Raw genomic sequence first — 17,812 nt, forward strand, 5'->3', positions numbered from 1 at the left:
ATGCGTACCCATCTGGTCTGGCTGCGCAACGACCTGCGCATTCATGATAACCTGGCGCTGAACGCCGCCTGCCGCGATGCGGATGCGCAGGTTATCGCACTCTACATAGCGACGCCGAAGCAGTGGCACCAGCATGATATGGCTCCCAGGCAGGCTGCCTTTATTTACGAAAGCCTGCTGGAGCTGCAGCAGTCGCTGGCCGAGCGTGGCATTGTGCTGCATACGGCGCAGTGTGACGATTTTGCCGCTTCGCTCGACGTGCTGATGGACGTTTGTAAAAAAGAGCAGGTGGATGCGCTGTTCTATAACTACCAGTACGAGCTGAACGAGCGCAAACGCGATGCGGAGGCGGAGAAACGCCTTAATAAAGCAGACATAGTGTGTCAGGGATTTGATGACAGCCTGCTGCTGGCTCCGGGAAGCGTGCAGACCGGTGATGGCAAAATGTACAAGGTCTACACCCCGTTCAGTAAAGCCTGTGTCCGTCGCCTGCATCAGGCGTTGCCGGAGTGTGTTGCGGCACCAAAGGTGCGCAGCGGCGGGGCTGTAAAGGTTAAAAAGCGCGTGCCGCGATTTGACTATCCGATGGACGATTTTGATCGCGAACGCTTTCCTCCCGGCGAAACTGCGGCGTTAAAGCGGCTACGGCATTTCGCCCGACAGCCGGTACTGGATTACAGCCAGCAGCGCGACACCCCCGCCGTTGACGGCACCAGTCGGTTATCGGTCTATCTCACCACCGGGGTTCTCTCACCGCGCCAGTGTCTGCATCGCGTCCTGAAAGAGCATCCGCGCGCGCTGGACAATGAAAAAACGTTCACCTGGCTGAATGAGCTTATCTGGCGTGAGTTTTACCGTCATCTGATGGTGGCCTTTCCTGCGCTGTGTCGGCATCAGCCCTTTGTCGAGTGGACGCGCAATGTCGACTGGCAGCGCAATAAAGCGCATTTTGACGCCTGGAAAGCGGGCAAAACCGGCTATCCCATTGTGGATGCCGCCATGCGTCAGATGAGAGAGCTGGGCTGGATGCATAACCGTCTGCGGATGATCACCGCCAGCTTTCTCGTCAAAGATCTACTGATCGACTGGCATGAAGGCGAACGCTATTTTATGCAAAACCTGATTGATGGCGATCTGGCAGCCAACAACGGTGGCTGGCAGTGGGCGGCATCAACCGGCACCGATCCTGTGCCGTACTTCCGCATTTTCAATCCCACCACGCAGGGTGAGCGCTTTGACAAGCAGGGCGAGTTTATTCGCCAGTGGCTGCCTGAGCTGAAAGAGGTGCCAGACAGTGACATTCATCAGCCGCAGCGCTGGGCGGAGAAAAACCACAAGAAACTCGATTATCCGTCGCCAATCGTGGAACATAAGCAGGCACGTAAAAAGACATTAGACGCCTTTGAGCGCGCAAAGCGCGCGGCCTGAGGCGGCACGGAGCCGTTATGAATCATTATGAACTTGAAAAAATCGTTAACCAGCAGCTAAACAGCAGCGCCTTCAGCGACTATGCGCCAAACGGATTGCAGGTAGAGGGGCGAACGCAGGTAAAAACGCTGATCGCTGGCGTGACGGCCAGCCAGGCGCTGGTCGATGAGGCGGTGGCGCGCAATGCCGATGCTATTCTGGTGCACCATGGCTATTTCTGGAAAAGCGAACCTGCTGTTATCAAAGGGATGAAACGCAACCGCCTGCGCGCACTGCTGGCTAACGACATTAACCTCTACGGCTGGCATTTACCGCTCGATGCCCATCCCGTGCTGGGCAATAACGCTCAGCTGGCGAAGCTGCTGGATATTGAAGTCAAAGGGGAAGTGGAACCCCTGGTGTTATGGGGAGAACTGGCTACGCCGCTGAGCGGCGAAGCACTGGCGCAGCGTATTGAAGAAAAACTCGGACGCGCGCCGCTGCACTGCGGTGACAACGCCCCTGCGCAAATCCGTCGTGTTGCCTGGTGCAGCGGAGGGGGACAGGGCTTTATCGACAGCGCGGCGGCCTTTGGTGTTGACGCCTATATCACCGGCGAAGTCTCTGAGCAGACTATCCACAGCGCCCGCGAGCAGGGCATCCATTTCTTTGCAGCGGGCCACCACGCTACCGAGCGCGGCGGCATTAAAGCGCTGGGTGAATGGCTGGCTGAACAGTATGATCTCGACGTGACTTTTATCGATATTCCCAATCCTGCCTAATCACTCTGCCTCTCTGCGCCCACTGCCGGGCGCAAATCTGTTGACTCTTTTACGACACTTTCGCATAACTATTCGTTTTATTCTGATAAACGTCAGCCGCCGTGCAGTTCGCACTGCGGGAACGGGAGGTGGAATTTGCAACGAGCACGATGTTATCTGCTTGGCGAACAGGCAGTGGTGCTGGAGCTTGAACCACCGGTATCGCTGCAAAGCCAGCAGCGCATTTGGGGGTTAACGCAGCGCCTGCAACAGCATCAGCAGGTGGTAGACGTCATTCCGGGCATGAACAACATTACGCTGTTGCTGCGCGATCCGCAGCAGAGCCCGCTGGATGCCATCGAACGCTTACAGCGCTGGTGGGAAGAGAGTGAGACGCTGGAGATTGCTTCCCGTCTGGTCGAAATCCCGGTTATTTATGGCAATGAGGCCGGTCCGGATCTCCAGGTAGTGGCTGATCACGCAGGTATGACGCCGAAACAGGTTGTCGAGCTGCACAGCGGCACGGACTACATCGTCTACTTTATCGGCTTTCAGCCGGGCTTTCCCTATCTTGGCGGTCTTGACAGCCGTTTGCATACGCCGCGCCGCGCAGAGCCACGCGTCAGCGTGCCAGCCGGTTCGGTTGGCATTGGTGGCAGTCAGACCGGCGTTTACCCACTCGCTACGCCAGGCGGCTGGCAGCTGCTCGGTCAGACGCCTGTCGCACTCTTTAATCCCCGGCAGCAGCCCCCGACGCTGCTGCGTCCCGGTGACAGCGTGCGCTTTGTGCCGCAAAAGGAGGGCGTATGCTGAGAATTCTGCGTGCAGGGCTGTCGACCACCCTTCAGGACAGCGGCCGACCCGGCTGGCGTCAGTCCGGTATCAGCGTGGGCGGTGTACTCGATCTGCCTGCCATGCGTACCGCGAATCTGTTGGTCGGTAACGACCCCGACAGCGCCGTGCTGGAGATTGTGCTGGGACAGTTCAAGGCGGAGTTTATGCGCGACGGCTGGTTTGCCCTGACGGGAGCAGCCTGCAATGCCGAGCTGGACGATAAACCGGTCTGGACCGGCTGGCGCCTGCCGGTAAAGAGGGGGCAGGTGCTGACGCTGTCGATGCCGGTGCATGGCATGCGCAGCTACCTGGCCATCCACGGCGGTTTCGACATCGCGCCAACGCTTGGCTCGGTCAGCACCGATTTGAACGCCGGGTTTGGTGGCTTCAGGGGACGCAAGCTGGAAGATGGGGATCGCTTACCGCTCGGCAAGCCAACCCTGAACTTTACCCGCAAAGCGGGAGTACGCCAGCTGCTCTGGAGCAACCGCATCCGCGCGCTGCCGGGACCTGAATATCACGAGTTCAGCCGTGAGGCGCAGATGGCCTTCTGGCGCACCCCCTGGCTGCTCAGCCCGCAAAGCAACCGGATGGGCTATCGCCTGCAGGGGCCCGAGCTGAAGCGCGATACCGCGCGTGAACTGCTGTCGCACGGTCTGGTACCCGGCGTAGTGCAGGTGCCGCCGAATGGACAGCCGATTGTGCTGATGGCTGACGCGCAAACCACGGGCGGCTATCCGCGCATTGCCTGCGTTATTGATGCTGACCTTTACCAGCTTGCGCAGATCCGCCTGGGCGAGCCGATTCACTTTATCCAGACGTCGCTGCCGGTCGCGATGCAGGCTCGCATGCATCAGCGGCGCGCGCTCGACCATATGGCGTGGGGACTAGCCAATGAAAATTGATCTGAATGCTGACCTGGGCGAAGGCAGCAGCAGCGACCGCGCGCTGTTGCAGCTGGTCAGTTCGGCCAATATCGCCTGCGGCTTTCACGCAGGCGATGCACAAACCATGCTGCAATCGGTGCGCTGGGCGAAGGCGTCAGGCGTCGCCATTGGCGCGCATCCAGGCTTTCCCGATCGGGAAAACTTTGGCCGTACCGCCATGCAACTGCCGCCAGAAACGGTCTATGCGCAGGTGATCTATCAGACCGGTGCACTGAAGAGTCTGACCGAGAGCGAAGGCGAAAAGCTGGTGCACGTTAAGCCGCACGGCATGCTCTATAACCAGGCGGCGGCTGACGCAACCCTGGCGGATGCCATCGCCCGGGCAGTAAAAGCGGTTGACCCGCATCTGATTCTGGTAGGGCTGGCGGGGAGCGAGCTGGTGCGTGCCGCCGTGCATCATGGGCTGCGCACGCGCGAAGAGGTGTTTGCCGATCGCGGCTATCTCAGCAGCGGAGCGCTGGTGCCGCGTAGCCAGCCCGGCGCAATGATTGAGGAGGCAGAGCGCGCCATGGCGCAAACCCTGACGATGGTAAAAGAGGGGAAGGTGCAGAGCATCAGCGGCGAGTGGGTGGCGGTCAATGCCGAGACTGTCTGCCTGCATGGCGACGGAGCACATGCGCTACTGTTTGCGCAGCGCCTGCGCGAGCGCTTTTCCGCCGAGAAGGTAACGGTGACCAGCGCGTAAATTTTCATTTTTTGCCCGGCCTTGCAGCCGGGCTTTTCAACATCAAGGGTAAACATGGATAACGTGATAAACCTCTGGCCGCTTCTGGGTATTGCGGCAATTATCGTGGGCTTTTTGCTGCGTTTTAATCCGGTGCTGGTGGTCATCGTCGCCGGTTTCGTTACGGGCTTCGCCGCGCTAATGCCGCTGGGCGATATTCTGGAGAAGCTGGGGGCGGGCTTCCTCAACACGCGTAACCTGCCGCTGATCCTGCTGCTGCCGCTGGCAGTTATCGGTCTGCTGGAGCGGCACGGCTTGAAAGAGCGGGCGCAGGCCTGGATTGCCCAGATCAAAACCGCCACGGCGGGTCGCCTGCTGATTGTCTATCTCTTTATACGTGAGATCACGGCGGCGCTGGGCCTCACCAGCCTCGGCGGACATCCGCAGATGGTGCGCCCGCTGCTGGCACCGATGGCTGAGGGCGCCACCGAGAACCGTTATGGTGAGGTCTCTCCAGCGGTGCGCCATCGCCTGCGTGCCATGTCAGCCGCGACGGACAACGTCGGGCTGTTTTTCGGCGAGGATATTTTTGTCGCCTTTGGCGCGATTATCTTTATGCACAACTTTATGCTGGAGTCGGCCAATATTCAGACCGAGCCGCTGCATATTGCCGTCTGGGGCATTCCCACCGCCGTGGCCGCCTTTCTTATCCATTCGGCGCGCATGGTGCGGCTCGACCGCCAGCTGGCGCGCGAGCTGCAGGCGCTGAACGGCGCCGCGCTGAAAGCGAAAGGGGGCCGCTAATGTTCCAGCAACAATATCTGATGTGGCTGGCGGGCCTGATTCTGCTGGTGGTCGCTGTGCTTTCCTGGCGCGACAGCCATAACCCGCGCCGCTTTACCACCGGCCTGTTCTGGGCGCTCTACGGCCTGATATTTCTGGTCGGCGACTGGACAACGCAGCTGGTAAGCGCGCTGAGCGGCACGCCGGAACTGGGCGTGCGCTATCTGCATATTGGCGTCGGCGTGCTGGTCGTGGCGATGGCGCTGATCGCCGGCTGCGGCGGCGTCCGCCTTGGCCGCTACCATCAGCGCAGCGACGAGGAGAAGCAGGTCAGCGCCCGCCGCCTCGGCAACCGGCTCTTCCTGCCCGCGCTGGCAATCCCGGTGGTAACGGTAATTGGCGTACTGGCCTTTAACCATATCCCCGGCCTGCAGGACGCGGTATTTGGCGCAGGGAATCATGCGACGCTGGTCACGCTGTTCTCCATGATGATCGGCTGTCTGCTGGGCTGGCTGATTGCGCTGAAAATGACGCACGAGAAGCCGGTGCAGTCGATGCAGGAGACGCGCCGTCTGCTGGATGCCATCGGCTGGGCCTTTATTCTGCCGCAAATTCTCGCCACCCTCGGCCTGCTGTTCACCAGCGCCGGCGTTGGCAGCGCCATTTCTCATCTGACGGCGAACTATCTGGCCGTCGACAACCGCTTTGTCGCCGTCACGGTCTACGCCGTCGGCATGGCGCTGCTGACCATGGTAATGGGCAACGCCTTCGCCGCGTTCCCGATTATTACCGCCGGCGTCGGCATTCCGATTCTGGTGCTGCAGCACCATGGCGATCCCGCCGTGATGGCGGCGATTGGCATGTTCTCGGGCTACTGCGGCACGCTGATGACGCCAATGGCGGCCAACTTCAATATCGTGCCGGCCGCGCTGCTGGAGCTGCCGGATCGCAACGCGGTGATCAAGGCCCAGGTGCCAACCGGTGTGCTACTGTTAATCGTTAACGTATTTCTGCTCTATTTCCTGATGTTCCGGTGAGGTCAGTATGAAGACGGTATTAGTGACGGCGTTCGAACCATTTGGCGGCGAGAGCATTAATCCCTCGTGGGAAGCGGTACGGGCGCTTGAGGGCAAGGAGACTGGCGGCGCGCGCATCGTGGCGCGTCAGCTGCCGGTGGTCTTCAGCGACGTGCTGGGCGTGCTCTACGCCGCTATGGATGAGGTCGAGCCCGATTTGATTCTGTCGGTCGGCCAGGCGGGCGGGCGCAGTGACATCACCGTCGAACGCATCGGCATTAACGTCGACGACGCGCGCATCGCCGATAACGCAGGGCAGCAGCCGGTGGATGAGCCGATCGTGGCGGACGGCCCGGCAGGCTATTTCTCCACGCTGCCGATTAAGGCGATTGTCGCGGCGGTGCGCGCGGCTGGCATTCCCGCTTCGGTGTCGCAGACTGCCGGTACCTTTACCTGCAATCGGGTAATGTACGGCCTGCTGCACCGGCTGCATAGCCAGGGCAACCGCGTGCGCGGCGGCTTTGTGCATATTCCCTATTTGCCGGAGCAGGCGGCGCAGCATCCCGGCGCACCGAGCATGTCGCGCGATAACGTGATGCAGGCGCTGGAGATTGCGATCCGCGTCTCGCTGGAGAGTGACACTGACCTGAAAATCGCGGGTGGCGCGACCCACTAAGAGGACAATTATGCCAGAAGGACCGGAGATCCGCCGCGCGGCGGATCAGCTTGAAGAAGCCATTGTGGGCAAACCGTTGACGGACGTCTGGTTTGCCTTTCCTGAACTCAAAACCTATGAGCCCGCGCTGGTGGGTGAGCAGGTCAATGCGATCGAGACGCGCGGTAAAGCGCTGCTGACGCACTTCTCCAACGGCCTGACGCTTTACAGCCATAACCAGCTGTATGGCGTCTGGCGCGTGGTGGAAAGCGGCACGGTGCCGGAAACCAAACGCCAGCTGCGCGTAAAGCTGGCGGTCGCCGATCGCGCTATTCTGCTGTACAGCGCTTCCGATATTGAACTGCTTAATGCCGAGTCGCTGGCGGCGCATCCCTTTTTAAATCGCGTGGGTCCAGACGTACTCGATGCCCAGCTTGATGTTGCAACGGTGCGCGAGCGGCTGCTGTCGCCGCGCTTTCGTCGTCGACAGTTTAGCGGGCTGCTGCTCGATCAGGCGTTTCTGGCTGGGCTGGGCAACTATCTGCGCGTGGAGATCCTCTGGCAGGCGGGCCTGCTGGCGCAGCATCGCGCGCAGGATCTCACCGATAATCAGCTTGATCTGCTCAGCGAGGCGCTGCTGGCCATTCCGCGTCACTCCTATCGCATGCGCGGCACCATGAAAAAGTACCATCACGGCGCGGCGTTTCGCTTTGAGGTGTTTCACCGGCAGGGCAAGAAGTGCCGGCGCTGCGGCGAGATTATTCAGAAGGGGACGCTGTCGTCGCGGCCCTTTTACTGGTGTCCGGGCTGCCAGCACTGAGATAAAAAGCGCGCACAATTCAGCCTTACAGGCGGGTTAAAAGCCTGAGGAGCGGGTAGCCGGATCCGGCGAGCAAAGCGTCGCGCGCCAGGAATGGTGCGCGCCGGGCTGGCAGGGATGCGGTTTGTGGCGTCTTTGCGATCGGGTTCGGTTACTCGCGTCCGGCACCTCTCCTTCAAATCATGAGTTTCAGCATCCATAAAAAAAGCGGAGATTTCTCTCCGCTCACCGTCTGATATATCGAGCTGACGCGGATAACATAGTCCGGTTGCAACGTCGCTTAACGCATCCCTGCGCGCTCGGCCCACGCGATTAATCACCTCATCCCTGAGGTGCGTCCATAACGGGCCAACGCGTTGCGTTGTTCAAAAACGCTCCTGGCGTTTTTGTCCCTGGCGTGGGACGCTTTGCTGTTCGGTCTGTGTTACCCGCTCTCCAGGCTTCCGTGCGGCCTGAAGCAGCGTCCGCTGCGGTTATTTCTTCAGCGCAGAAGTAAATTCACGCTCGGTATAGCCGGTATAAAGCTGACGCGGACGGGCAATCTTCATCCCTTCATCGTGCATCTCTTTCCAGTGCGCGATCCAGCCAACGGTACGCGCCATGGCGAAGATCACGGTAAACATCGAGGACGGAATTCCCATCGCTTTCAGAATAATACCGGAGTAGAAATCGACGTTGGGATAGAGTTTGCGCTCGATAAAATAGGGGTCGTTCAGGGCAATGTGCTCCAGCTCCATCGCCACTTCCAGTAGATCATCCTTCATGCCCAGCTCGTTCAGCACTTCATGACAGGTCTCACGCATCACGGTAGCGCGCGGATCGTAGTTTTTGTAAACGCGGTGGCCAAAGCCCATCAGGCGGAAAGAGTCATTTTTGTCTTTGGCGCGACGAACAAATTCAGGAATATGCTCAACGGTGCTGATCTCTTCCAGCATACGCAGCGTGGCTTCGTTCGCACCACCGTGTGCCGGTCCCCACAGCGAGGCGATGCCTGCAGCGATACAGGCAAACGGGTTTGCACCTGAAGAGCCCGCGGTACGCACGGTTGAGGTTGAGGCGTTCTGCTCATGGTCAGCGTGCAGGATCAAGATGCGATCCATTGCGCGTTCCAGCACCGGGTTTACCTTGTACTCTTCACACGGGGTGGCAAACATCATATGCAGGAAGTTACCGGCATAGGAGAGGTCATTGCGCGGATACACAAAAGGCTGGCCGATAGAATATTTGTAACACATCGCTGCCATGGTCGGCATTTTCGACAGCAGACGGAACGCGGCGATTTCACGGTGACGCTCAATATTGACGTCCAGTGAATCGTGGTAGAACGCCGCCAGCGCGCCGGTTACCCCGCACATTACCGCCATCGGGTGGGAGTCACGACGGAAGCCGTGGAACAGGCGGGTAATCTGCTCATGGATCATGGTGTGACGGGTAACGGTTTCCCGGAACTCTTCAAACTGCTGCTGGGTCGGCGCTTCACCATTCAGCAGGATATAGCACACTTCCAGATAGTTAGAGTGCGTTGCTAACTGATCGATAGGGAAGCCGCGATGCAGCAGGATGCCTTCATCGCCATCAATAAAGGTGATTTTGGATTCGCAGGACGCTGTAGAAGTGAAACCCGGGTCAAAGGTGAAAAGACCGCTGGCACCCAGGGCGCGGACATCAACCACATCCTGGCCCAGCGTGCCCTTCAGCACGTCCAGTTCGAGAGCCGTTTCATCTTGTAGGGTTAGCGTCACTTTTTTATCTGTCATTTTCGTCTCCATAGCGCCTTATGTAAGTATGGATCTTAGACACCTGAAAAGCGGTCATGTTGCGGTCGCCATTAACTTCACAATAACACTCTGCATAACAAATCAGGGGCAGGGCACAGAGTGAGAGGCGTGTCCCGGCTGGGAGCGAAGCCGTCATGAGAATCTGCATATCGCGGTTGTTAAAGATCCGGTCTGGACATAACTTTCTGGTAATCAACAAGCTGCTGTTTTAGGGTGCTTACACCCGAATGTTACATAACTTGTGCTTAGGGGAAAGTCTATCCCCATAACTTTTGTGCATCACGGGAATTTAATGCCCTAGTTTGTAACTGAATTGTTGAACTTTTGTCAAATCAGATAATTAAAATTGTATTAAATGTGAAATTCGTGAGTCCGATCACTGTTTCGCCTAAATGTACCCAAAGAAATTGTAGGGTAATTGTAATCAGAATGTGATCGTCCTATACTGCCGCCAGGTCTCCGGAAACCCCCTGACACCAGGAGCCACCCAGCGTTTCTACCGCGTCATTTAACACTGGATGTTGCTGATTTGGTGACGGTTAAAGTCTGAACACACCTGTGATTCGACTCCGCCTCAGGGACCGGAGGAAGCAAAATAAAAAAGAGCTGTGTGGGCAAAACCGTGAAAAAACAAAGACCTGTCAACTTGGATCTCTCGACGATCCGGTTTCCCGTTACTGCAATATCGTCCATTCTCCACCGCGTTTCCGGCGTCATTACCTTTGTGGCTCTCGGCATCCTGCTCTGGTTACTGGGTACGTCTCTCTCTTCCCCGGAAGGTTTTCAGCACGCTGCTGCCATCATGGATAGCTTCTTCGTGAAGTTTATTCTGTGGGGCATTCTGACGGCGCTGGCATTTCATACGGTGGGCGGGATTCGTCACATGTTGATGGATTTTGGTTACCTCGCTGAGACCCTGGCCGTTGGCCGTCAGTCTGCATGGGTCACCTTTGGCATTACTGTCGTGCTTTCAATTCTGGCTGGAGTTCTCGTATGGTAAGCAATGCATCCGCGTTAGGCCGCAGCGGCATTCAGGACTGGCTGCTGCTGCGCGCTTCGGCAATCCTCATTACGCTCTACATCCTTTACATTGTGGGCTTCATCGCCCTGACCGACACGCTGACTTATGATGTGTGGCGCGGCTTCTTCGCCTCATCATTCACCAAAGTCTTCACCCTGCTGACGCTGTTCTCCATTCTGATCCACGGCTGGATTGGTATGTGGCAAGTGCTGACCGATTACGTAAAAGGTCTGGCCGTTCGTCTGATTCTGCAGCTGGTGATAGTGGTCGCGCTGTTGTCGTATGCAATTTATGGAACTGTTGTGGTGTGGGGTGTGTAAATGAATTTGCCAGTCAGAGAGTTTGATGCCGTGGTGATCGGCGCAGGTGGCGCAGGTATGCGCGCTGCTCTGCAAATCTCCCAGTCGGGCCAGACCTGTGCCCTGTTATCAAAAGTTTTCCCGACCCGTTCCCACACCGTGTCCGCTCAGGGCGGTATTACCGTTGCGCTGGGCAATACCCATGAAGATAACTGGGAATGGCACATGTATGACACCGTCAAAGGCTCCGACTATATCGGCGACCAGGACGCGATTGAATATATGTGTAAGACCGGCCCTGAAGCGATCCTTGAGCTGGAACATATGGGCCTGCCGTTTTCCCGTCTGGAAGATGGCCGCGTCTATCAGCGCCCGTTTGGTGGCCAGTCGAAAAACTTTGGCGGCGAGCAGGCGGCACGTACCGCAGCGGCAGCAGACCGTACCGGCCATGCCCTACTGCACACGCTCTATCAGCAAAACCTGAAAAATAAAACCACCATCTTCTCTGAGTGGTACGCACTCGACCTGGTAAAAAATGAAGATGGTGCCATCGTCGGCTGTACGGCGATCTGCATTGAAACCGGTGAAACCGTCTACTTCAAAGCCAAAGCGACCATCCTGGCAACGGGCGGCGCGGGCCGTATCTACCAGTCCACCACCAACGCGCATATCAACACCGGTGACGGCGTAGGTATGGCGCTGCGCGCAGGCGTGCCGGTGCAGGATATGGAAATGTGGCAGTTCCACCCGACCGGCATCGCGGGCGCGGGTGTGCTGGTGACTGAAGGCTGCCGCGGCGAAGGCGGATACCTGCTGAACAAGCACGGCGAGCGCTTCATGGAGCGCTATGCGCCCAACGCCAAAGATCTGGCGGGCCGCGACGTGGTGGCACGTTCGATGATGATTGAAATCCGCGAAGGTCGCGGCTGCGATGGCCCGTGGGGCCCGCACATCAAGCTCAAACTCGACCATCTGGGTGCAGAAGTGCTGGAGTCGCGTCTGCCGGGCATTCTGGAGCTGTCGCGCACGTTTGCCCATGCCGATCCGGTCAAAGAACCTATCCCGGTGATCCCGACCTGTCACTATATGATGGGCGGTATTCCGACCAAAGTGACTGGCCAGGCGCTGCGCGTCAATGCGCAGGGTGAAGATGAAGTGATCCCGGGCCTGTTCGCCGTGGGCGAAATCGCCTGCGTATCGGTACACGGTGCAAACCGTCTCGGCGGCAACTCGCTGCTGGACCTGGTTGTGTTTGGCCGTGCGGCCGGGGTACACCTGATGGAATGCATTGAACAGCAGGGGCCGCTGCGTGATGCGACAGAAGCCGAGATCGACGCGGCAATGGCGCGCTTCAACCGTTGGGAGAACAATACCACCGGTGAAGATCCGGTAGAAATCCGTAAAGCGCTCCAGCGCTGCATGCAGAATAACTTCTCAGTATTCCGTGAGGGCGATGCGATGAAGCAGGGTCTGGAAGAGCTGAAACAGATTCGCGAGCGCCTGAAATCAGCCCGTCTGGATGACCGTTCACCGGACTTCAATACCCAGCGGATTGAATGCCTGGAGCTGGATAACCTGATGGAAACGGCTTATGCCACGGCTGTTGCGGCGAACTTCCGCACCGAAAGCCGCGGCGCGCACAGTCGATTCGACTTCCCGGATCGCGATGATGAAAACTGGTTGTGCCACAGTCTCTACGTCCCCGAAACCGAGAGCATGACGCGCCGTGAGGTGAACATGCAGCCGAAACTGCGCGCGGCCTTCCCGCCGAAAGTGCGTACCTACTAATTGCGGAGACGATCATGAGACTCGAGTTTTCCATTTATCGTTACAATCCTGATGTTGACGCTGCGCCGCGCATGCAGGATTACACGCTGGAATCTGAAGACGGTCGCGATATGATGCTGCTGGATGCGCTTATCCGTCTGAAAGAAAAGGATCCAACGCTGGCGTTTCGTCGCTCCTGCCGTGAAGGCGTCTGCGGCTCCGATGGCCTCAACATGAACGGGAAAAATGGCCTTGCGTGCATCACACCCGTCTCTGCGCTGGGCAACGGCACGAAGAAAATCGTGATCCGTCCGCTGCCCGGTCTACCCGTGGTGCGTGACCTTGTGGTGGACATGGGACAATTCTATGCGCAGTATGAGAAGATTAAGCCTTACCTGTTGAATAATGGAGAGAATCCGCCAGCACGCGAGCATCTGCAGTCGCCTGCTGACCGTGAGCATCTTGATGGCCTGTATGAGTGCATTCTCTGTGCCTGCTGTTCAACCTCTTGCCCGTCGTTCTGGTGGAATCCGGATAAGTTTGTCGGGCCGGCTGGTCTGCTGGCCGCGTATCGCTTCCTGATCGACAGCCGCGACACCGAAACGGAAGCGCGACTGGACAATCTGAACGACGCTTTCAGCGTTTTCCGCTGTCACAGCATCATGAACTGTGTGAGCGTGTGCCCGAAAGGGCTTAACCCCACGCGCGCGATTGGCCATATCAAGTCGATGCTGCTGCAACGGGGTGCATAACACCGCTTATCGTCCGGGAACCTCAGGTTCCCGGCGTTTTACGGAAGCCTTGCTAAGCGCGGCGGCGCCACGCTTAGCAAGGTTCCCTTACGGGCAGGGCGCGTGTGAGCGCACAGGCTCGTATCGCTGAACTCACTACGGCAAACCGCGAAAGCGGCAACAAATGAAACCTCAAAAAAGCATAGTAATGCTTAAGGGATCACAATGCAGAACAGCGCGATGAAGCCCTGGCTGGACTCCTCCTGGCTGGCCGGCGCGAACCAGTCTTACATAGAGCAACTCTATGAGGATTTCCTGACCGATCCGGACTCTGTCGATGCAGTGTGGCGCACGATGTTCCAACAGCTGCCGGGCACCGGCGTGAAGCCTGAACAGTTTCACTCCACCACGCGCGAATACTTCCGTCGCCTGGCGAAAGATGCATCTCGTTACACCTCCACCGTTTCCGATCCGGCCGCTAATTCAAAGCAGGTTAAAGTCCTGCAGCTGATTAACGCCTTCCGTTTTCGTGGTCATCAGCATGCGAACCTCGATCCGCTTGGTCTGTGGAAGCAGGATCGCGTCGCTGACCTCGATCCCGCGTTTCACGATCTGACCGACGCCGATTTTCAGGAAAGCTTTAACGTCGGCTCTTTTGCCATTGGCAAAGAGACCATGAAGCTGGCCGACCTCTATGAAGCGCTGCAGCAGACCTATTGCGGCTCCATTGGTGCAGAGTACATGCACATCAACAACACCGAAGAGAAACGCTGGATCCAGCAGCGTCTGGAATCGGTGGCGGGCCGCGCAACCTTCAGCAGCGAAGAGAAAAAAGGTTTCCTGAAAGAGCTGACGGCGGCAGAAGGTCTGGAGAAATATCTCGGTGCGAAGTTCCCCGGCGCGAAACGCTTCTCGCTGGAGGGGGGCGACGCTCTGGTGCCGATGCTGCGCGAAATGATCCGTCACGCGGGCAAAAGCGGCACGCGTGAGGTGGTGCTGGGGATGGCGCACCGCGGCCGTCTCAACGTGCTCATCAACGTACTGGGCAAAAAGCCGCAGGACCTGTTCGACGAATTTTCCGGCAAGCATAAAGATCATCTCGGCACCGGCGACGTGAAGTACCACATGGGCTTCTCGTCTGACGTGGAAACCGAGGGTGGCCTGGTGCACCTGGCGCTGGCGTTTAACCCGTCACATCTTGAGATCGTCAGCCCGGTGGTGATGGGATCGGTGCGGGCGCGACTGGATCGCCTTGATTCACCGGGCAGCAACCAGGTTCTGCCGATCACTATTCACGGTGATGCCGCAGTGATTGGCCAGGGCGTGGTGCAGGAAACCCTGAACATGTCGCAGGCGCGCGGCTATGAAGTGGGCGGTACCGTACGTATCGTTATCAACAACCAGGTGGGCTTCACCACGTCTAACCCACGCGATGCACGTTCCACGCCGTACTGTACCGATATCGGTAAAATGGTGCTGGCACCGATTTTCCACGTCAACGCGGACGATCCGGAAGCGGTGGCCTTTGTGACTCGCCTGGCGCTTGACTATCGCAACACCTTTAAGCGCGACGTCTTTATCGACCTGGTGTGCTACCGCCGTCACGGCCATAACGAAGCCGACGAGCCAAGTGCAACCCAGCCGCTGATGTACCAGAAAATTAAAAAGCATCCGACGCCGCGTAAGCTTTACGCCGATCGTCTGGAAGCGGAAGGCACGGCGAAGCCTGAAGACGCGACTGAGATGGTCAACCTCTATCGCGATGCGCTGGACGCAGGTGAGTGCGTGGTACCGGAATGGCGTCCGATGAGCCTTCACTCTTTTACCTGGTCGCCTTATCTCAACCATGAGTGGGATGAAAGCTACCCGTCAACCGTCGATCCGAAACGTCTGCAGGAGCTGGCGCGTCGCATCAGCCAGACGCCGGAAGCAGTTGAAGTGCAGGCGCGCGTGGCGAAAATCTACAACGACCGCAAAGAGATGGCTGAAGGCAACAAGCCTTTTGACTGGGGCGGCGCGGAAAACCTGGCCTACGCCACGCTGGTTGATGAGGGCATCCCGGTTCGTCTTTCTGGTGAAGACTCCGGTCGCGGTACCTTCTTCCATCGTCATGCGGTCATTCATAATCAGGCTAACGGCTCCACCTACACGCCGCTGCACCATATTCATAATGGTCAGGGTCAGTTCAAGGTGTGGGACTCGGTGCTGTCAGAAGAAGCCGTACTGGCGTTCGAATATGGCTACGCCACCGCAGAGCCGCGCACCCTGACTATCTGGGAAGCGCAGTTTGGTGACTTCGCCAACGGTGCGCAGGTGGTGATTGACCAGTTCATCAGCTCCGGCGAACAGAAGTGGGGCCGTATGTGTGGCCTGGTGATGCTGCTGCCGCATGGCTACGAAGGCCAGGGCCCCGAGCACTCCTCGGCGCGTCTTGAGCGCTATCTGCAACTCTGCGCCGAGCAGAATATGCAGGTGTGCGTTCCTTCAACTCCTGCACAGGTATACCACATGCTGCGCCGTCAGGCGCTGCGCGGTATGCGCCGTCCGCTGGTGGTCATGTCACCGAAGTCATTGCTGCGTCATCCGCTGGCCGTCTCCTCGCTGGATGAACTGGCAAACGGCAGCTTCCAGCCTGCTATCGGCGAAATCGACGCGCTCGATCCGCAGCAGGTGAAACGCGTGGTGCTCTGCTCTGGCAAGGTGTATTACGACCTGCTTGAACAGCGCCGTAAAAATGAGCAGACCGATGTCGCTATCGTGCGTATCGAGCAGCTTTATCCGTTCCCGCACAAAGCCGTGCAGGAGGCGTTAAAAGATTATGCCCATGTGCAGGATTTCGTCTGGTGTCAGGAAGAGCCGCTGAATCAGGGCGCATGGTATTGCAGCCAACATCACTTCCGCGAAGTGGTTCCCTTTGGTGCCTCGCTGCGCTATGCGGGCCGTCCGGCTTCCGCTTCACCGGCAGTGGGCTATATGTCCGTACATCAACAACAGCAGCAAGACCTGGTTAATGACGCGCTGAACCTTGGTTAATTTAAAAGGAAAGATAATGAGTAGCGTAGATATTCTCGTTCCCGACCTGCCTGAATCCGTTGCCGATGCCACCGTGGCAACCTGGCACAAAAAACCAGGCGAAGCGGTAAGCCGCGATGAAGTGCTGGTAGAGATCGAAACTGACAAAGTGGTGCTGGAAGTGCCGGCTCAGGCTGATGGTGTACTGGAAGCCGTGCTGGAAGATGAGGGCGCGACCGTTACCTCTCGTCAGATTCTGGGACGACTGAAAGAGGGCAACAGCGCCGGTAAAGAGACCAGCGCAAAAGCGGACACCAAAGAGTCTACTCCAGCTCAGCGTCAGACCGCCTCGCTGGAAGAAGAGAGCAACGATGCGCTGAGTCCGGCGATCCGTCGCCTGATCGCTGAGCACGATCTCGATGCGTCACAGATTAAAGGCAGCGGCGTCGGTGGACGTATCACGCGTGAAGATGTGGAAAAACATCTGGCGAACAAACCGGCTGCGGCAAAAGCAGCACCGGCTGCCGCTGAAGCTGCACCGCAGCCAGCCGTGGCTAACCGCAGCGAAAAACGCGTGCCGATGACCCGTCTGCGTAAGCGCGTTGCGGAGCGTCTGCTGGAAGCGAAGAACAGCACCGCCATGCTGACCACCTTTAACGAAGTGAACATGAAGCCGATCATGGATCTGCGCAAGCAGTACGGCGAATCCTTCGAGAAGCGTCATGGTGTGCGCCTGGGCTTTATGTCCTTCTACCTGAAAGCGGTCGTGGAAGCGCTGAAGCGTTTCCCGGAAGTGAACGCCTCTATCGACGGCGAAGATGTGGTGTATCACAACTACTTCGACGTCAGCATTGCCGTCTCTACGCCGCGCGGCCTGGTGACACCGGTGCTGAAAGATGTTGATGCGCTGAGCATGGCGGACATCGAGAAGAAAATTAAAGAGCTGGCGATCAAAGGGCGTGACGGCAAGCTGACGGTTGAAGAGCTGACCGGTGGCAACTTCACCATCACCAACGGCGGCGTATTCGGCTCGCTGATGTCTACGCCGATTATCAACCCGCCGCAGAGCGCCATCCTCGGCATGCACGCTATCAAAGATCGTCCGATGGCGGTCAATGGTCAGGTTGTGGTGCTGCCAATGATGTATCTGGCGCTCTCCTACGATCACCGTCTGATCGACGGCCGTGAATCGGTCGGCTATCTGGTGGCGGTGAAAGAGCTGCTGGAAGACCCGGCACGTCTGCTGCTGGACGTCTGATTTTTGCCGGGCGCGCGGCCTGCCGCGCGCCCAACCTTATTAATCTTTTCAGACCTGAA

Annotated in this window: 16 protein-coding genes; 15 read left to right on the top strand and 1 reads right to left on the bottom strand. The window is 58.1% G+C overall.

Going from position 1 to position 17,812, the window contains the following annotated elements:
- The 9 genes from phrB (at position 1) to nei (ending at position 7,887) form a co-directional block, all read left to right on the top strand.
- Positions 1-1,428 (top strand): deoxyribodipyrimidine photo-lyase, encoded by a 1,428-nt coding sequence (gene phrB / locus HP564_RS10400; protein ID WP_371242675.1) that lies wholly within the window; start codon positions 1-3, stop codon positions 1,426-1,428.
- A gap of 17 nt (positions 1,429-1,445) precedes the next feature.
- Positions 1,446-2,189, top strand: coding sequence for a type 2 GTP cyclohydrolase I (locus HP564_RS10405; protein WP_371242677.1), 744 nt, complete (start codon positions 1,446-1,448; stop codon positions 2,187-2,189).
- Between the two features lie 135 nt (positions 2,190-2,324).
- Complete coding sequence (pxpB, locus tag HP564_RS10410; RefSeq protein WP_371242679.1) at positions 2,325-2,981, top strand: 5-oxoprolinase subunit PxpB; 657 nt, start codon at positions 2,325-2,327, stop codon at positions 2,979-2,981.
- A complete protein-coding gene (pxpC, locus tag HP564_RS10415) occupies positions 2,975-3,907 on the top strand; it encodes a 5-oxoprolinase subunit PxpC (protein ID WP_371242681.1) in 933 nt (310 codons plus the stop codon). The genes pxpB and pxpC overlap by 7 nt, the downstream gene beginning before the upstream one ends.
- On the top strand, positions 3,897-4,634 hold the full coding sequence (pxpA, locus tag HP564_RS10420) for a 5-oxoprolinase subunit PxpA (protein ID WP_371242683.1): 738 nt from the start codon (positions 3,897-3,899) through the stop codon (positions 4,632-4,634). Before pxpC ends, pxpA begins: the two co-directional genes overlap by 11 nt.
- A 54-nt stretch (positions 4,635-4,688) precedes the next feature.
- On the top strand, positions 4,689-5,417 hold the full coding sequence (locus HP564_RS10425; protein WP_371242685.1) for a DUF969 domain-containing protein: 729 nt from the start codon (positions 4,689-4,691) through the stop codon (positions 5,415-5,417).
- Positions 5,417-6,433 (top strand): DUF979 domain-containing protein, encoded by a 1,017-nt coding sequence (locus HP564_RS10430; protein ID WP_371242687.1) that lies wholly within the window; start codon positions 5,417-5,419, stop codon positions 6,431-6,433. Before HP564_RS10425 ends, HP564_RS10430 begins: the two co-directional genes overlap by 1 nt.
- Positions 6,434-6,440: 7 nt before the next feature.
- Positions 6,441-7,088 (top strand): pyroglutamyl-peptidase I, encoded by a 648-nt coding sequence (pcp, locus tag HP564_RS10435; protein WP_371242688.1) that lies wholly within the window; start codon positions 6,441-6,443, stop codon positions 7,086-7,088.
- Between the two features lie 10 nt (positions 7,089-7,098).
- On the top strand, positions 7,099-7,887 hold the full coding sequence (gene nei, locus HP564_RS10440) for an endonuclease VIII (protein ID WP_371242690.1): 789 nt from the start codon (positions 7,099-7,101) through the stop codon (positions 7,885-7,887).
- A gap of 473 nt (positions 7,888-8,360) precedes the next feature.
- Here nei and HP564_RS10445 read toward each other — a convergent pair whose 3' ends face one another.
- On the bottom strand, positions 8,361-9,644 hold the full coding sequence (locus tag HP564_RS10445; RefSeq protein ID WP_371242692.1) for a citrate synthase: 1,284 nt from the start codon (positions 9,642-9,644) through the stop codon (positions 8,361-8,363).
- Positions 9,645-10,275: 631 nt separating this feature from the next.
- Between HP564_RS10445 and sdhC the strand changes: the two genes are divergently transcribed.
- From sdhC to odhB, 6 genes are all read left to right on the top strand, one after another.
- A complete protein-coding gene (gene sdhC, locus HP564_RS10450; RefSeq protein WP_123799175.1) occupies positions 10,276-10,665 on the top strand; it encodes a succinate dehydrogenase cytochrome b556 subunit in 390 nt (129 codons plus the stop codon).
- Positions 10,659-11,006: a succinate dehydrogenase membrane anchor subunit gene (gene sdhD, locus HP564_RS10455; RefSeq protein ID WP_103794957.1), complete on the top strand. Its 348-nt coding sequence runs from the start codon at positions 10,659-10,661 to the stop codon at positions 11,004-11,006. The genes sdhC and sdhD overlap by 7 nt, the downstream gene beginning before the upstream one ends.
- The gene (gene sdhA / locus HP564_RS10460) at positions 11,007-12,773 is read left to right on the top strand and encodes a succinate dehydrogenase flavoprotein subunit (RefSeq protein WP_371242694.1); all 1,767 of its coding nucleotides are present in this window, start codon (positions 11,007-11,009) and stop codon (positions 12,771-12,773) included. It abuts the gene before it with no gap.
- Between the two features lie 14 nt (positions 12,774-12,787).
- A complete protein-coding gene (locus HP564_RS10465; RefSeq protein WP_371242696.1) occupies positions 12,788-13,504 on the top strand; it encodes a succinate dehydrogenase iron-sulfur subunit in 717 nt (238 codons plus the stop codon).
- Between the two features lie 204 nt (positions 13,505-13,708).
- On the top strand, positions 13,709-16,516 hold the full coding sequence (sucA, locus tag HP564_RS10470) for a 2-oxoglutarate dehydrogenase E1 component (protein WP_371242698.1): 2,808 nt from the start codon (positions 13,709-13,711) through the stop codon (positions 16,514-16,516).
- A gap of 16 nt (positions 16,517-16,532) precedes the next feature.
- The gene (gene odhB / locus HP564_RS10475) at positions 16,533-17,753 is read left to right on the top strand and encodes a 2-oxoglutarate dehydrogenase complex dihydrolipoyllysine-residue succinyltransferase (protein ID WP_371242700.1); all 1,221 of its coding nucleotides are present in this window, start codon (positions 16,533-16,535) and stop codon (positions 17,751-17,753) included.
- Positions 17,754-17,812: the final 59 nt, after the last annotated feature.

This window comes from Pantoea sp. KPR_PJ (genome assembly GCF_041386365.1).
Classification (GTDB): Bacteria; Pseudomonadota; Gammaproteobacteria; order Enterobacterales; family Enterobacteriaceae; genus Pantoea.

What these genes read in the sequence shown, in the direction of transcription:
- phrB (WP_371242675.1), top strand. Translation starts at nt 1, where the DNA reads ATGCGTACCCATCTGGTCTGGCTGCGCAACGACCTGCGCATTCATGAT.
- HP564_RS10405 (WP_371242677.1), top strand. Translation starts at nt 1,446, where the DNA reads ATGAATCATTATGAACTTGAAAAAATCGTTAACCAGCAGCTAAACAGC.
- pxpC (WP_371242681.1), top strand. Translation starts at nt 2,975, where the DNA reads ATGCTGAGAATTCTGCGTGCAGGGCTGTCGACCACCCTTCAGGACAGC.
- pxpA (WP_371242683.1), top strand. Translation starts at nt 3,897, where the DNA reads ATGAAAATTGATCTGAATGCTGACCTGGGCGAAGGCAGCAGCAGCGAC.
- HP564_RS10425 (WP_371242685.1), top strand. Translation starts at nt 4,689, where the DNA reads ATGGATAACGTGATAAACCTCTGGCCGCTTCTGGGTATTGCGGCAATT.
- HP564_RS10430 (WP_371242687.1), top strand. Translation starts at nt 5,417, where the DNA reads ATGTTCCAGCAACAATATCTGATGTGGCTGGCGGGCCTGATTCTGCTG.
- pcp (WP_371242688.1), top strand. Translation starts at nt 6,441, where the DNA reads ATGAAGACGGTATTAGTGACGGCGTTCGAACCATTTGGCGGCGAGAGC.
- nei (WP_371242690.1), top strand. Translation starts at nt 7,099, where the DNA reads ATGCCAGAAGGACCGGAGATCCGCCGCGCGGCGGATCAGCTTGAAGAA.
- HP564_RS10445 (WP_371242692.1), bottom strand. Translation starts at nt 9,644, where the DNA reads ATGACAGATAAAAAAGTGACGCTAACCCTACAAGATGAAACGGCTCTC.
- sdhD (WP_103794957.1), top strand. Translation starts at nt 10,659, where the DNA reads ATGGTAAGCAATGCATCCGCGTTAGGCCGCAGCGGCATTCAGGACTGG.
- sdhA (WP_371242694.1), top strand. Translation starts at nt 11,007, where the DNA reads ATGAATTTGCCAGTCAGAGAGTTTGATGCCGTGGTGATCGGCGCAGGT.
- HP564_RS10465 (WP_371242696.1), top strand. Translation starts at nt 12,788, where the DNA reads ATGAGACTCGAGTTTTCCATTTATCGTTACAATCCTGATGTTGACGCT.
- sucA (WP_371242698.1), top strand. Translation starts at nt 13,709, where the DNA reads ATGCAGAACAGCGCGATGAAGCCCTGGCTGGACTCCTCCTGGCTGGCC.
- odhB (WP_371242700.1), top strand. Translation starts at nt 16,533, where the DNA reads ATGAGTAGCGTAGATATTCTCGTTCCCGACCTGCCTGAATCCGTTGCC.